Annotated in this window: 14 protein-coding genes and 1 riboswitch; of the genes, 3 read left to right on the top strand and 11 right to left on the bottom strand. The window is 70.3% G+C overall.

Features of this window, described 5'->3' with window-relative positions; translation table 11 throughout:
- Positions 1-36: 36 nt before the first annotated feature.
- From AC069K_RS05385 to AC069K_RS05375, 3 genes are all read right to left on the bottom strand, one after another.
- The gene (locus AC069K_RS05385) at positions 37-1248 is read right to left on the bottom strand and encodes a cytochrome P450 (RefSeq protein ID WP_478612265.1); all 1212 of its coding nucleotides are present in this window, start codon (positions 1246-1248) and stop codon (positions 37-39) included.
- A complete protein-coding gene (locus tag AC069K_RS05380; RefSeq protein ID WP_478612263.1) occupies positions 1245-1958 on the bottom strand; it encodes a tRNA-dependent cyclodipeptide synthase in 714 nt (237 codons plus the stop codon). The genes AC069K_RS05385 and AC069K_RS05380 overlap by 4 nt, the downstream gene beginning before the upstream one ends.
- A gap of 189 nt (positions 1959-2147) precedes the next feature.
- The gene (locus tag AC069K_RS05375; protein WP_478612260.1) at positions 2148-2786 is read right to left on the bottom strand and encodes a GNAT family protein; all 639 of its coding nucleotides are present in this window, start codon (positions 2784-2786) and stop codon (positions 2148-2150) included.
- A gap of 134 nt (positions 2787-2920) precedes the next feature.
- On the opposite strand from AC069K_RS05375, the gene AC069K_RS05370 reads away from it, so the two are divergent.
- Both AC069K_RS05370 and AC069K_RS05365 read left to right on the top strand, forming a co-directional pair.
- Positions 2921-3133, top strand: a complete 213-nt coding sequence (locus tag AC069K_RS05370; protein WP_067164534.1) for an EF-hand domain-containing protein — start codon at positions 2921-2923, stop codon at positions 3131-3133.
- A gap of 410 nt (positions 3134-3543) precedes the next feature.
- Positions 3544-4119 carry an HIT family protein gene (locus tag AC069K_RS05365; RefSeq protein ID WP_478612255.1) on the top strand — a complete coding sequence of 192 codons (576 nt, stop codon included), beginning with the start codon at positions 3544-3546 and terminating at the stop codon, positions 4117-4119.
- Between the two features lie 25 nt (positions 4120-4144).
- On the opposite strand, the gene AC069K_RS05360 is transcribed toward AC069K_RS05365, so the two are convergent.
- From AC069K_RS05360 to gcvT, 8 genes are all read right to left on the bottom strand, one after another.
- Complete coding sequence (locus AC069K_RS05360; protein WP_478612252.1) at positions 4145-4912, bottom strand: hypothetical protein; 768 nt, start codon at positions 4910-4912, stop codon at positions 4145-4147.
- 68 nt (positions 4913-4980) lie between these two features.
- Complete coding sequence (thiL, locus tag AC069K_RS05355; protein ID WP_478612249.1) at positions 4981-6090, bottom strand: thiamine-phosphate kinase; 1110 nt, start codon at positions 6088-6090, stop codon at positions 4981-4983.
- Positions 6087-6752 carry a (d)CMP kinase gene (locus AC069K_RS05350; RefSeq protein WP_478612246.1) on the bottom strand — a complete coding sequence of 222 codons (666 nt, stop codon included), beginning with the start codon at positions 6750-6752 and terminating at the stop codon, positions 6087-6089. The genes thiL and AC069K_RS05350 overlap by 4 nt, the downstream gene beginning before the upstream one ends.
- A 21-nt stretch (positions 6753-6773) precedes the next feature.
- A complete protein-coding gene (locus tag AC069K_RS05345) occupies positions 6774-7451 on the bottom strand; it encodes an HIT family protein (RefSeq protein WP_358833244.1) in 678 nt (225 codons plus the stop codon).
- Between the two features lie 311 nt (positions 7452-7762).
- Entirely contained in the window at positions 7763-9133 is a 1371-nt protein-coding gene (locus AC069K_RS05340; RefSeq protein ID WP_358833243.1) for an L-serine ammonia-lyase, read from the bottom strand.
- A gap of 161 nt (positions 9134-9294) precedes the next feature.
- A complete protein-coding gene (glyA, locus tag AC069K_RS05335) occupies positions 9295-10557 on the bottom strand; it encodes a serine hydroxymethyltransferase (protein ID WP_478612243.1) in 1263 nt (420 codons plus the stop codon).
- A 25-nt stretch (positions 10558-10582) separates the two neighbouring features.
- Positions 10583-10960 (bottom strand): glycine cleavage system protein GcvH, encoded by a 378-nt coding sequence (gene gcvH / locus AC069K_RS05330; RefSeq protein WP_358833241.1) that lies wholly within the window; start codon positions 10958-10960, stop codon positions 10583-10585.
- A gap of 69 nt (positions 10961-11029) precedes the next feature.
- The gene (gcvT, locus tag AC069K_RS05325; protein ID WP_365100704.1) at positions 11030-12142 is read right to left on the bottom strand and encodes a glycine cleavage system aminomethyltransferase GcvT; all 1113 of its coding nucleotides are present in this window, start codon (positions 12140-12142) and stop codon (positions 11030-11032) included.
- A 143-nt stretch (positions 12143-12285) separates the two neighbouring features.
- Positions 12286-12408: riboswitch (glycine riboswitch) on the bottom strand.
- Positions 12409-12535: 127 nt separating this feature from the next.
- On the opposite strand from gcvT, the gene AC069K_RS05320 reads away from it, so the two are divergent.
- The gene (locus AC069K_RS05320; RefSeq protein WP_365100706.1) at positions 12536-13198 is read left to right on the top strand and encodes an AAA family ATPase; all 663 of its coding nucleotides are present in this window, start codon (positions 12536-12538) and stop codon (positions 13196-13198) included.
- Positions 13199-13206 lie beyond the last annotated feature (8 nt).

The raw sequence follows: 13206 nt of genomic DNA, 5'->3' as shown, positions 1-13206 counted from the left end.
CCGCCCCCGGGAGGTGATCCCGGGGGCGGCCGCGTCTCACCAGAGGACCGGGAGCCGTTCGGGCAGGCGCTTGATGAAGCCCGTACGCCACACCAGCTGCTCCGGCGGGACCGCGAGGCGCAGCCCCGGCAGCCGCTCCACCAGCACCCCGAGCGCGATCTCGGCGTGCGCCCGGCCCAGGCCCGTGGCCGGGCAGAAGTGGCGGCCCGCGCCGAAGGAGAGGTGCGGGTTGACCTCGCGGTCCAGGTCGAGCCGTTCGGGGTCGGTGAAGACCGCCGGGTCGAAGTTGGCCCCCTCGACCAGGACGAGCACCAGCTCGCCCTTCCTGACCAGGACGTCACCGACCTGGACGTCCTCGGTGGCCAGCCTCGGCAGCCCGTCGCCGATGGACAGGTTCCAGCGCAGCAGCTCCTCCACCGCGCGGCCCATCCGCTCCGGGTGCGCCCGCAGATACGCGATCAGCTCCGGGTGCTGGAGCAGCGCGAGCACCGCCAGGACCAGGAACGCCGAGGTGGAGACGGCTCCCGCGCCGAAGAGCGAGACCGCGACCGTCGCCAGCATCTCGTCGGTGAGGTGCGCCGACTCCTCCTCCGTCCGCAGCTCCGCGAGCCGGCCCAGCAGGCCGGCGCGCTGCTCCTCGGGCGCGTTGAGCCGGTCGACCATGTAGCCGAGGTCCTTGTACCAGTTGAGGCGGGAGCCCTCGAAGGGGTGCGCGCTGGTCATGAACGCGATGTCCAGACCGCTCATGAGCCGCCGCCGGTCGGCGAACGGCACCCCGATCACCTTGCAGTGCAGGGCCGCCGAGAAGGGGTCGGCGAACCCCGCCCGGAAGTCCGCCGGCGGCCCCTCGGCGAGCAGGTCGTCGACGAACTCGTCCGCCCGCTCGCGCAGCCACTGGCGCAGACCGTCGGTGCGCGGGTTGAGCGCCCTCATCACGGCGCCGCGCAGCCCCGCGCTGTTGATGTTCCCCATGTTGTTGACGACCTCCGGGGGGATCGTCAGCGCGTACTGGCGGGGGGCGCCGGGGGACGCGGTGTCCTTCAGGCTGAACCGGTCGTCCTCCAGGACCTGCCTGGCCAGCGCGTAGCTGCTCACCAGCCAGGCGGTGTCGCCGGTCAGGGTGCGCACCCGGGCCACCGGCGCCTCGGCGCGCAGCACCGCGCACTCCTCGGGCAGCACGTCGCCGCGCCGGCCGAACGGGAAGGCGGGCAGCGTGCGGGTGGTGGTGTCCGTGCCGGTGGCGCTCACGCGGCGACTCCTTCCGGGCCGGACAGCCGCGGGCGCACGACGGCGTACGCCTGGTTGCGGGAGGCGCGCAGCCCGCCGCCCCTGGCGTAGAGGAGCTCGGTGAGCGGGATCAGCGCGTGGTAGCAGGACACCGAGGACGGGACCTGGAGGATGCCCGGGGTGTCGAGGAAGAACGGAAGCTCGGCGGCGATGTAGTCGAGGCAGGCGGCGGTCTGCGCCTGGCTCACCCGCCCGCCGGCCTTTCCGGCCAGGAACGCGGCGGCCATCTCCTCGCAGCCGGTGCGGAACTCGCGGTCGGTCGCGAGGAAGTGCCGCACCCGGCGGTGCAGCAGGTCGTACACCGCATTCCCCTCGAACTCCGAGAGGGCGTGGACGCCGACCGGGAGCCCGGCGCCGGCCTCCTCCACGCCCCGGACGATCCTTCTGCGGACCGCCTTCAGCTCCTTGGCGGCCCGTCGCCGCGCGTGCTCGTCGTCGTACCCGAGCGTGGTGAACATCCGGTCCACATGGCGGTCGGCGTAGACGAGGTCGACCCGGTCGAAGCGGGCGCGGGCCCAGCGGACGAGACCGGCGATGCGGTCGGCGCTGAAGTAGCTGTTTCCCGGACTCACCCCGATGAGGACGTGGTCGCCCTCGTCCCAGATGAGCCGGCAGCTCCGGGTGAACGGCTGGAAGGTAAAGGTGGTGGTTGCTTCAGTGGTGGCAGTCACTCCTGAATCGCCCCAGCGCCGCGAGTCCCTGGGAGCCCTGTGCTCCCGGTGTGGCGGCGACAGCAAGAAGTTATCGCCCGGTGGCGGAGCGTAGGGAAGAGGGTCCCGGACTTTTGGCCGGAACTCGCTCCCTCGACATGCCGGGAGCGATGTTTGGCGCTGTTCCCCGGCCGGAGGCGTTGCCCGTGGTCAGTGCGCCACGAGCAGCGCCTCCGAGCCCACGGGGCGGTACCCCGCCGCCTGGAACGTCCGTACGCTGCGGGCGTTGCCCGGGGACTGCTGCGCCCAGACGACCGGCTCGGGTGCCAGATGCCGCGCCGCCAGCGCGAGCCCCACGCCCAGCCCGCGCCCCCGGGCGCGCTCGTCCACCTCGACCGCCGCCTCCCAGCGCCCGGCCACACCCCGCCCGAGCACCAGCACCCCGCCGTCCGCCGCCCACACCCGCACCTCGTCGCGGAACTTGTGGGCCCGCGCCACCCGGGGGTGGTCCGGGTCGTGCAGCTCGGTCAGCGCGAGCGGCGGCTCGCCGGGCAGCGCGGACGCGCAGGTGAGGAGGTCGACGCAGTTCATCCGGCGGCCGGTCCTGGCCATCAGGGCGCTCAGGAACCCGGGGTTCATCGAGGCGCCGAGCGGATCGGCGTCGGTGGCGGCGAGCGTGTCCCGCACCCAGGCGGGGTCCTCGTCCAGGAAGACCACCGAGTGCGCGGTGAACGCCAGTACCCCCGCGTCGCGCGGGTTCGGCTGGGGAACGACGGTCGTCGTCCCGTCGGCGGGCGGGAAGTGCCCGCGCGCGGCGGCGGCCAGGATGCCGCCCAGTTCCTGTTCCATGTCCCTGCCTTCTCTCCTGCCCCATCATCCGCCCCGCCGCCGCCCGCTGCCGGGGCCCCTCGCCGTACAGCGGGGGGCGGTGGGGCGGTTAGTCTGACCCCCGTCAAAAACGCACCAAGATAGGGGTGGACCCAGTGGCGGACATAGAAGAGGCCCGCAAGGCGTTCGCGCGGCTCGACGTCGACGGCAACGGCGAGGTCACGGCGACCGAGTACAAGCAGGTCATGGCCCAGCTGGGCGACTTCCACGTCACCGAGACCGTGGCCCAGGCCATCATCCGGGCCAAGGACGCCAACGGCGACGGCAAGCTCTCCTTCGAGGAGTTCTGGGCGTCCCTCGACAAGTGACCCCGGCCTCTCCGGCCGGCCCGCCCCGAAGCGAGCCGGCCGGCGACGTCACCGACCGGGCCGAGCGGCCCTTCCGCCCCTGATCCCCGCCCCTCCTCGCGCCCGCCGACGTGCCGTCTCCCGTCGCGGTGAACCGCCGGGCGGACCAGGTGATTCCGCGATTTCATCATGATCGATCGCGTGATCGGACCAACAAGAGTCCCGCACGCGACATTATAGGAAACGACTCAAAAATGAACGGGACAGAACTGTCCCAACATGAGTCGCTTCCCTCGATTTCACCGGCTCGTGATCGCCTCACCGGCTAGCGTTTCACTGAGGACTTCGCTACCGTTCTGACACGTTACTCACCGGTCGGCTTTCGCGCTCGCACGGTGGGATGAAGTGAAAAAGACGCAAAGGAGTCGGCGGTGCCTTTCTCATTATCAAGGGGACCGGCAGCGGGATGGGGTCGTTTCGTGCCTCATATTTTCTGCTGGGCCGGGCAGAACGGCAGTAAGGGCCGGCGGTCGACCGATCGCGGGAATGCGGAAGCGGGCGCGTGCATCTTCTGCCGACGTGATCAGCCCGAACTCAACCGCATCATGCGGGAGAACAAGACGTTCTTCGTCCGGTACGACAACTTCCCGGCCGCCGAGGGGCATGTCGAAATCGTACCCAAGCGGCATGTCGAATCCTTCTTCGACCTGACGGCGAGGGAACTCAAGGACGCCTATTCCCTGATCCGGTCCGCGCAGGAGAACATCGACGACCGGCACCATCCGGACGGCTACACCATCGGGGTCAACGAGGGCCGGGCCGCCGGCCGGACCGTCGACCACCTCCATATCCATCTGATTCCCCGGCATCACGGAGACGTGGACGATCCGCGCGGCGGGATCCGCCAGGCGGTGCCGAACTGCGATCCGGACTCCTGGGCGGGTGAGCGGCGCTGCGAGGACGAGGCGGCCGAGGGCCTCGCGGGCGCGCACCGGGGCCGCGGGTAGTTCGCGGACGTGTCCCTTCGCGGCCCTAGATGTCGTCGAGACCGCCGTGCCCGAGGCGTGAGCACAGGGAGTTGACCTCGTGCCACAGGTCCGGGACGTTCAGGGAGTCGTGCCCGCGGCCGGCGTCCACGCTGACGCAGCCGCGAAAGGTGCCGGTCGCGCCCCGGATGGGGCTGGCGAATACCGCCCCGCGGTGCCGGACGCGCTGGAACTCCTCCCAGCTGAGCCTCATGACGGACTCCGGTCCGTGCGAGGCCTTGTGAGCCTCGAACCTCTCCCGGTCGGTGAGGGCGGCGGCCAGTTTCTCCACGTCGACGGACACCTCCGTATTGCGCTCCCAGCAGAGACCGACCACGCCCACACCGCGGGGCGGCGCGAAAGTCCGGGTCGCCGGGGTGCTGCCGAGCCGATAGGTGGCGACGCGCTGGAGATGTCCGTGGAGGGGGTGGCGCGGTGATCTGCGGATACGCCAGACGTGCAGTCCCAGATCCTGGAGTTCGACCGGCGGCCGTGCGCTGATGGCGATCCCCGCCATTTTTCCGTAGTGGGTGAGCACTTCCTGGCGAATGGCCGATCTCCGCTCGACCCGTTTCCGTTCGGACAGTGCCTGGAACGGGGTGAAGGCTCCGAATATCCCGATCGTGCAGATCAGGACCACGATGAGGTAGGGGCGACCGCTCGATAATTCGGTCCAGAATGTCCGCTCGGGGAAGTCGTACTGGCGGGCCACCATGCAGACGCTGGCCGTGAGCAGGATCAGACGATCCAGGAGCTTGGCCGACAAGGACCTCATTTCTCGATTGTAGGGTCGGTTCCCGGCCGCGGCGCCGACCGGTACCGTACTTCTTCGCCGCTCCTGCGCTAATCCTCCACGGGCCCGGCGGCGAGGAGACTGATATCCGTCTTCTGGTGCTTCCAGGCGACTCCCGGAAGCGGACGCACCGCATGCAGATGGTTGACGGACTCGGCTCTTGCGCTGTCCGTCGCCTCACCGATGACATGGAAGTCCAGTCCGGCCACGTCGAACGCGGACCGGCAGCTGTCGAGGGCGCCGGCATCGAGGGTGAAGGCGAGCTGGAAGTCGGAGGACGCGCTCATCGCCAGGGCCAGCGGCTCGACGCCCATCAGGTCGGCGACCATGGCCACGGCGGGGTCGACGGGGACGTCCTCCTCGACGACGCGGAACCCCACACCGCTCGCCTGCATGATCTGCTCGACGGTCGCCTTGAGGCCGTCCGAGGTGTCCTGGCAGGCCGTCGCGTACGACTTCGCGCCGAGGAGCCTTCCCTCGGCGACGCGTGCCCGCGGACGCTTCCAGGCGTCCAGGAGCAGACGCTCGACCTCCTCGGGGAGGCGCTTGCCGAACGTGTCCCGGCGGGGGAAGTAGGCGACGGCCGCGCCGAGGAGCCCGCAGGGCCCCGTGACGCAGAGCAGGTCGCCCGGCCGGGCGCCACCGCGCATCAGCGCGGTCCCCGGCCGGCACACGCCGAAGGCGGTGGCCGAGAGGATGAGCCGTTCGGCGTTGCCGATGTCGCCGCCGACGTTCAGCGTTCCGCAGTCCGTGCACCCCTGGTGGATGCCCGCCATCACGTCCCGGAACTCCGCGTCGTCCACCTCGTGGGGGTAGCGGACCACGCTCAGCAGGCCGATCGGAGTCGCTCCCATGGCGGCCACGTCACTGACGTTGGCGACGGCCAGGTAGTAGCCGATGTCGAAGCCCGAAAGCAGGCCGAGTTCGTAGAGGACGAACTTGGGGCCGCGGATGTAGTCGGAGCCGATGACCAGGCTCATGGGGGAGTCCAGGTCGTAGACGGCGCAGTCGTCCCGCGCGTCCGCCCCCGCGGTCAGCCGGACCGCGAGCCCGTCCGCGTCGAGGACCGTTCCCGACTGCCCGGTGAGGAACGCGCCGACGAGCTGCCCCACCCTGGTCGGTTCGTCGGAGTACGCCGGCCGCTCCTCCCGGGGGCTCACGACGAATACCGCCGCAGCCCGTGCAGGGCGGCCCTGAAGACGGCCGCGGCCGGGGTGTACGTCGAGTCGATCTCCAGAGCGTTCGGCATGGCCCGGATGGCGTCGCGGTTCTCCAGGTCGCGCGCCGTCGCGGGGCCGACCGCCGTGGAACGGTCCGTGAAGTCCCGGTACTGGGCTCGGCGCCGCTCTGTGCGCACGGCGTGCTCGGCGGTGAGATAGACATGGAGCGAGGCTCCGGGAAGCAGGGTCGTGGCCACGTCGCGGCCGACCGCGACGATGTTCTCGTACTTCTCCACGATCTCCCGGTGCATGAGCAGGATTTCCCGCCGGCAGGCCTGGTCCTGCGAAATGGCTTTCAGATGTCCGTCGAGTTTCGCGTTCCAGATCCTGTGCGTGATGTCCTCTCCTTTGAAGAGGACGCGATGGTGCTGGCAGATTCCGCCGCCGCGCCCGGGATGATGAACCTCCGGCTGGTGGACGAGCAGGGATCCCAGTTCCGCCCTGAGCTTTTCGACGGGTACGTGGTCGAGGGCGTAGGCCAGGCTGCGATAGGTGACGCCGGTATCCAGGAATGCCAGACCGAGTTCCTCCGCGAGGCCGGTGGCCAGGGTGGTCTTGCCGCTGGCGGTCGGACCGTCGATGGAAATGGATACACCGGACATGCGGGTTCCTCCGGGCTGCGTTCAGGTCGAGTGGGAATCCGGTCCGACGCGCCAGGAAGAGGTGAGCGCGACGGTTTCACGGAAGAGGTCCTTGCGGACGACGAGGGCGTAGTCCCACAGGGGATCCGCGATGCCGACGGTCCTCGCGACCCGCGAGCGGAGGTACTGGCGGGGCATGCCGCGCCGCGGCCGGTAGACCCGCGCCCCTTCCTCGTGCAGGCACAGGAAGTAGGGGGCGTCGTCGAAGCCGGCCAGGTCGTCCAGGCCGGTGAGGGCGGTGGACGCCAGCCCGTCGGCCGCGATGAGCTCGTTCATCCGCCGTCCGTCGACCGGCAGGATGTGCCAGTGGGCGTGGGATATACAGGCACTCGACTCCATACCGGGGCACGATCCGTGTTCCAGTACGGTGAACGCACCGAAGGTTTCCCGGTAAGCCGGTTCGAGCGTGCCCATGAATGCGCGGAGCTCGTCGCCGAAATCCTTTACCAGCTGAGCGAAGCTGACATAGTGGTCCACCGGCAGGAGAAGGAGGTGGCCGAGCGTCATGGGCGAAAGATCGGCCAGCAGCCGGAAATTCTCCGTCGCCGTGATAACCCGGCTCGGCGGCTCGCCCTCGTACACCATCGAGAACGTCGTGTCCTGGGCCCCCGCGAGTTCCTCACAGAGATCGGATCCGGCGCACTCGATCCCGCGCGGCATGTTCCACTCCTCGGCTTGTGGAGCAGGCGAGTCCTCGGATGAAGGCCGAAAAGACGGCGATAACGTACTGTAGTCGCCCGTAACGTGCAAGCGGAGTACGGTAATTGGCCAAACTGCACCGGCGGGTTCCGATCCATGGGTGATCGGCCATTCCGGACAGCCGGCCGGGGTTCGCCCTTTCGTTCGGGAAGCGGAATCCGTCTTCCTTCTTTCATGGCGAAAGGCGGCGGCGAGGAGACCACGAAGGTCCTCGCCACCGCCTTGCCGGACAGCCGGGGGCCGTCAGGAGACGTCGGGGGTGCTCGTCGCCGTCAGCACTCGATGATGTTGACGGCCAGACCGCCGCGCGCGGTCTCCTTGTACTTCACCGACATGTCCGCGCCCGTCTCCTTCATGGTCTTGATGACCTTGTCCAGGGAGACCTTGTGGCTGCCGTCGCCGCGCATCGCCATCTTCGCCGCCGTCACGGCCTTCACGGCCGCCATGCCGTTGCGCTCGATGCACGGGATCTGGACCAGACCGCCCACCGGGTCGCAGGTCAGGCCCAGGTTGTGCTCCATGCCGATCTCCGCGGCGTTCTCCACCTGCTCGGGGGTGCCGCCGAGGACCTCGGCCAGGGCGCCCGCGGCCATCGAGCAGGCCGAGCCGACCTCGCCCTGGCAGCCGACCTCGGCGCCGGAGATCGAGGCGTTCTCCTTGAAGAGCATGCCGATCGCGCCGGCGGCCAGCAGGAAGCGGACCACGCCCTCGTCGTCCGCGCCGGGCACGAAGTTCATGTAGTAGTGCAGTACGGCCGGGATGATGCCCGCGGCGCCGTTGGTGGGGGCGGTGACCACCCGGCCGCCCGCCGCGTTCTCCTCGTTGACCGCCATCGCGTACAGCGTCGCCCACTCCATCGCGTGCGCGTCCGGGTTGCCCTCGGCGCGCAGCTGGCGGGCGGTGGTGGCGGCGCGGCGGCGGACCTTGAGGCCGCCCGGCAGGATGCCCTCGCGGGACATGCCGCGCGAGACGCACGCCTGCATCACGCGCCAGATCTCCAGGAGCCCGGCGCGGATCTCGTCCTCGGTGCGCCAGGCCTTCTCGTTCTCCAGCATCATGGCGGAGATCGACAGGCCCGTCTCGCCCGCGAGGCGCAGCAGCTCGTCGCCGGTGCGGAAGGGGTACTTCAGGACGGTGTCATCGGGGACGATCGGGTTCTCGCCGGCGACGGCATCCTCGTCGACGACGAACCCGCCGCCGACCGAGTAGTACGTCTTCTCCAGGAGCAGGGCGCCCTCGCCGTCGTAGGCGAAGACCGTCATGCCGTTGGCGTGGTACGGCAGCGCCTTGCGGCGGTGCAGGATCAGGTCCTCGTCGAAGGCGAAGGGGATCTCGTGGGCGCCGAGCAGGTTGATCCGCCCGCTGGACTTGATCCGCTCCACCTCGTCGTCGGCGCGCTCCACGTCGACCGTGCGCGGCGAGTTGCCCTCCAGGCCCAGCAGGACCGCCTTGGGGGTGCCGTGGCCGTGGCCGGTGGCGCCCAGCGAGCCGTACAGCTCGGCCCGTATCGAGGCGGTGTGGGCCAGCAGGCCCTCGTTCTTCAGACGGCGCGCGAACATGCGGGCCGCGCGCATCGGGCCGACCGTGTGGGAGCTGGACGGGCCGATGCCGATCGAGAACAGGTCGAAGACCGAGATGGCCACGGAAAAACTCCTTGGTGAGGTAGACGCCGTTGTCTGCCGGGTGGTGCAGAGCGAGCAGGTGGAACGGGCGGTGCAAGGGTTCGGGGCACCGCACTCACTGTCCAGTGTGCGTCCAGTGTGCGCGATGCCCCGAAGGTTCGTACGAACAAAAGGGTACGAAATTACTTCAGGCCGGGGTACAGGGGGTGCTTGGCGGCCAGGGCGGAGACCCGGGCTGCCAGCGCGTCCTTGTCGAAGTCCGGCTTGAGGGTCTCGGCGATGATGTCGGCGACCTCACGGAAGTCGTCCGCGCCGAAGCCGCGGGTGGCCAGCGCCGGCGTGCCGATCCGCAGGCCCGAGGTGACCATCGGGGGGCGCGGGTCGTTCGGGACGGCGTTGCGGTTGACCGTGATGCCGACCTCGTGGAGGCGGTCCTCGGCCTGCTGGCCGTCGAGCTCGGAGTTGCGCAGGTCCACCAGGACCAGGTGCACGTCCGTGCCGCCGGACAGGACCGAGACGCCGTGCGCGGTGACGTCGTCCTGGACCAGGCGCTCGGCCAGGATGCGGGCGCCGTCCAGGGTGCGCTGCTGGCGCTCCTTGAACTCCTCGGAGGCCGCGACCTTGAAGGACACCGCCTTGGCCGCGATCACGTGCTCCAGGGGACCGCCCTGGAAGCCCGGGAAGACCGCGGAGTTCAGCTTCTTCGCGAAGTCCTTGTTCCGGGCCAGGATGATGCCGCCGCGCGGGCCGCCGAGCGTCTTGTGCGTGGTGGAGGTGACCACGTCCGCGAACGGCACCGGGTTCGGGTGCAGCCCGGCCGCGACCAGGCCCGCGAAGTGCGCCATGTCGACCCACAGCAGGGCCTCGACCTCGTCCGCGATGCGGCGGAACTCGGCGAAGTCCAGCCGGCGCGGGTACGCCGACCAGCCCGCGATGATCACCTTGGGGCGGTGCTCCTTGGCCAGGCGCTCGACCTCGGCCATGTCGACCAGACCGGCCTCGTCGACGTGGTACGGGACCACGTTGAACTGCTTGCCGGAGAAGTTCAGGCGCATGCCGTGGGTGAGGTGGCCGCCGTGCGCCAGGTCCAGGCCGAGGATCGTGTCGCCGGGCTGGGCGATCGCGAAGAGGGCGGCCTGGTTGGCGGAGGCGCCGGAGTGCGGCTGGACGTTGGCGTACTCCGCGCCGAACAGGTCCTTGACCCGGTCGATCGCGATCTGCTCGGTCACGTCCACGTGCTCGCAGCCGCCGTAGTAGCGGCGTCCGGGGTAGCCCTCGGCGTACTTGTTGGTGAGGACCGTGCCCTGGGCCTCCATGACCGCGACCGGAGCGAAGTTCTCCGAGGCGATCATCTCCAGGGTGGACTGCTGGCGGTTCAGCTCGGCGTCGACGGCCGCGGCGACGTCCGGGTCGAGCTCGTGAAGAGGGGTGTTCAGAAGCGACATCGGAAGATCAGTCCTTACGCCGTGGTCAGCTGCCTGCGAACGCGGTGTACTCGTCGGCGGAGAGCAGGTCGCCCGGCTCCTCGGCGACGCGCACCTTGAACAGCCAGCCGCCCTCGAAGGGGGCGGAGTTCACCAGGGACGGGTCGTCCACCACGTCCTGGTTGGCCTCGACGACCTCGCCCGAGACCGGCGAGTACAGGTCGCTGACCGACTTGGTCGACTCCAGCTCGCCGCAGGTCTCGCCCGCGGTCACCGTGTCACCGACCGCCGGGAGCTGGACGAACACCACGTCACCGAGCGCGTTGGCCGCGTGCTCCGTGATGCCGACCGTCGAGACGCCGCCCTCGGCGTCCGACAGCCACTCGTGCTCCTTGCTGTAGCGCAGCTGCTGGGGGTTGCTCATGACCAGAATTCTCCTGTACGAGGGGGAGTGGTGGTGAACGGAAAAGTCATGCGGTGCGTGTGCGAGGGGTCACTTCTGGCGCTTGTAGAACGGCAGCGCCACGACCTCGTACGGCTCATGCGTACCGCGAATGTCCACGCCGACGCCGGAGGTGCCCGGTGCGGCGTGCTCGGCGTCCACGTACGCCATGGCGATCGGCTTGCCCAGGGTGGGCGACGGGGCGCCCGAGGTCACCTCGCCGACGACCTCGCCGTTCGCCACCACGGAGAACCCGGCGCGGGGCACCCGGCGGCCCTCGGCGATCAGGCCGACCAGCTTGCGCGGCGCCTTGGCGGCGGCGCGCTCGGCGGCGGCCTCCAGGGCCGCGCGCCCCACGAAGTCGCCCTCCTTCTCGAACTTCACGACCCGGCCGAGCCCCGCGTCGAACGGGGTCAGCGCGGTGGTCAGCTCGTGCCCGTACAGCGGCATGCCCGCCTCCAGGCGCAGCGTGTCGCGGCAGGACAGACCGCACGGCACCAGGCCCGCGTCCTTGCCCGCCTCGGTGAGCGCCTGCCACAGCTTCTCGGCGTCGGCCGGGGCCACGAAGAGCTCGAAGCCGTCCTCGCCGGTGTAGCCCGTACGGGCGATCAGCGCCGGGACGCCGGCCACGGTGCCGGGCAGGCCCGCGTAGTACTTGAGGCCGTCCAGGTCGGCGTCGGTGAGCGACTGCACGATGCCGGGGGACTCGGGGCCCTGGACGGCGAGCAGCGCGTAGGCGTCGCGGTCGTCGCGGACCTCGGCGTCGAAGCCGGCCGCGCGCTCGGTGACCGCGTCCAGGACGACCTGGGCGTTGCCGGCGTTGGCGACGACCATGTACTCGCTCTCGCCGAGGCGGTAGACGATCAGGTCGTCGACGATGCCGCCGTCCTCCTGGCAGATCATCGTGTAGCGGGCGCGGCCCACGCCGATGGTGGCGATGTTGCCGACGAGCGCGTAGTCCAGGGCCTTGACGGCCTCCGGGCCGGTGACGGTGATCTCACCCATGTGGGAGAGGTCGAAGAGACCGGCCCTGGTGCGGACGGCGTTGTGCTCGTCGCGCTCGCTGCCGTAGCGCAGCGGCATGTCCCAGCCGGCGAAGTCGGTCATGGTCGCGCCCAGCGAACGGTGCGTCGCGTCGAGGGCGGTGAGACGGGGGTTGCTCATGAGGGTGTGGCTCCCAGGGCATGACGGCGAGGACGATCCTCCCCATCTGTCATCGGAACCTGAGAGGTTCGCCGGGAGACCCGGCTTGCACCTTGGGTGGAGCCACGCCGTCCGGGAACGCGCGACCCGCTTTTCAGATCTGCCTCATCCACGCGGTACGGGGCCTGAGAGATTCAAGGGAGGGACTTGCTCCTTCGGCGCCCCGCGATCCACCCGGCCTTCTGGGGCCTTGGGGGAACTGCCGGGGACTCTCCCGCGTGGATTCAAGCGGCCGGTATGCAGTTGGCGGGCACATCATTGCACGGCTGCGCGGAACGGCACATCACTCAGCTCTTATTACCATCTCTTTACGCACATTGGGGAAGGGTCGCACGACCCGGCAGGGGAGGACCGATGACGGTGCACAGGCACACGGCGGCGAAGGCCGGTCCGGCGGTGCCCGCGCAGCGCGCCACGGCGCCCGGTGCGGCGCGAGCGGTGCGGGACCTGCGCGGAAGCACCGGAGGGACCCCGCGCACGCTCCGGTTCGCGGCGGGCGACGTGGTGGTGGTCTCCGGACTGCCCGGCAGCGGCAAGACGACCCTGCTGCGGCAGGCGGCGCCCGGCCTCGGCATCGACTCGCAGGACACCCGCAAGGCCTGGGAGGCCCGGCTGCCCGGGGTGCCGTACGCGCTGTACCGCCCGGTGGCCCGCGTCGCCCACTTCCTGCGGATGCACCGGGCGCTGCGGGCGGGCGGGGGCCTGGTCGTGCACGACTGCGGCACCCACGCCTGGGTGCGCTGGTCGCTGGCGCGGCGGGCGGCCCGGCGCGGGCGCTCCCTGCATCTGGTGCTGCTCGACGTCCCGCCCGAGGTGGCGCTCGCGGGGCAGACGGCACGCGGCCGCAAGGTCTCGGCGTACGCCTTCGCCCGCCACTCCCGGGCGGTGCCGCGCCTGATAGCGGCGGTCGCGGCGGGCAGCCTCCCCCGGGGGGTCGCCTCGGCGGTCCTGCTGGACCGGGAGGCGGCGCGGACGGTGGAGCGCATCGCCTTCGGGGAGCCGTCCGGCCGGGGCTAGAGTTTCCG

Source organism: Streptomyces sp. NPDC043908, assembly GCF_056435525.1.
Note: the sequence above shows the minus strand (reverse complement) of the source record. Positions and strands in the feature narration are given on the sequence as shown.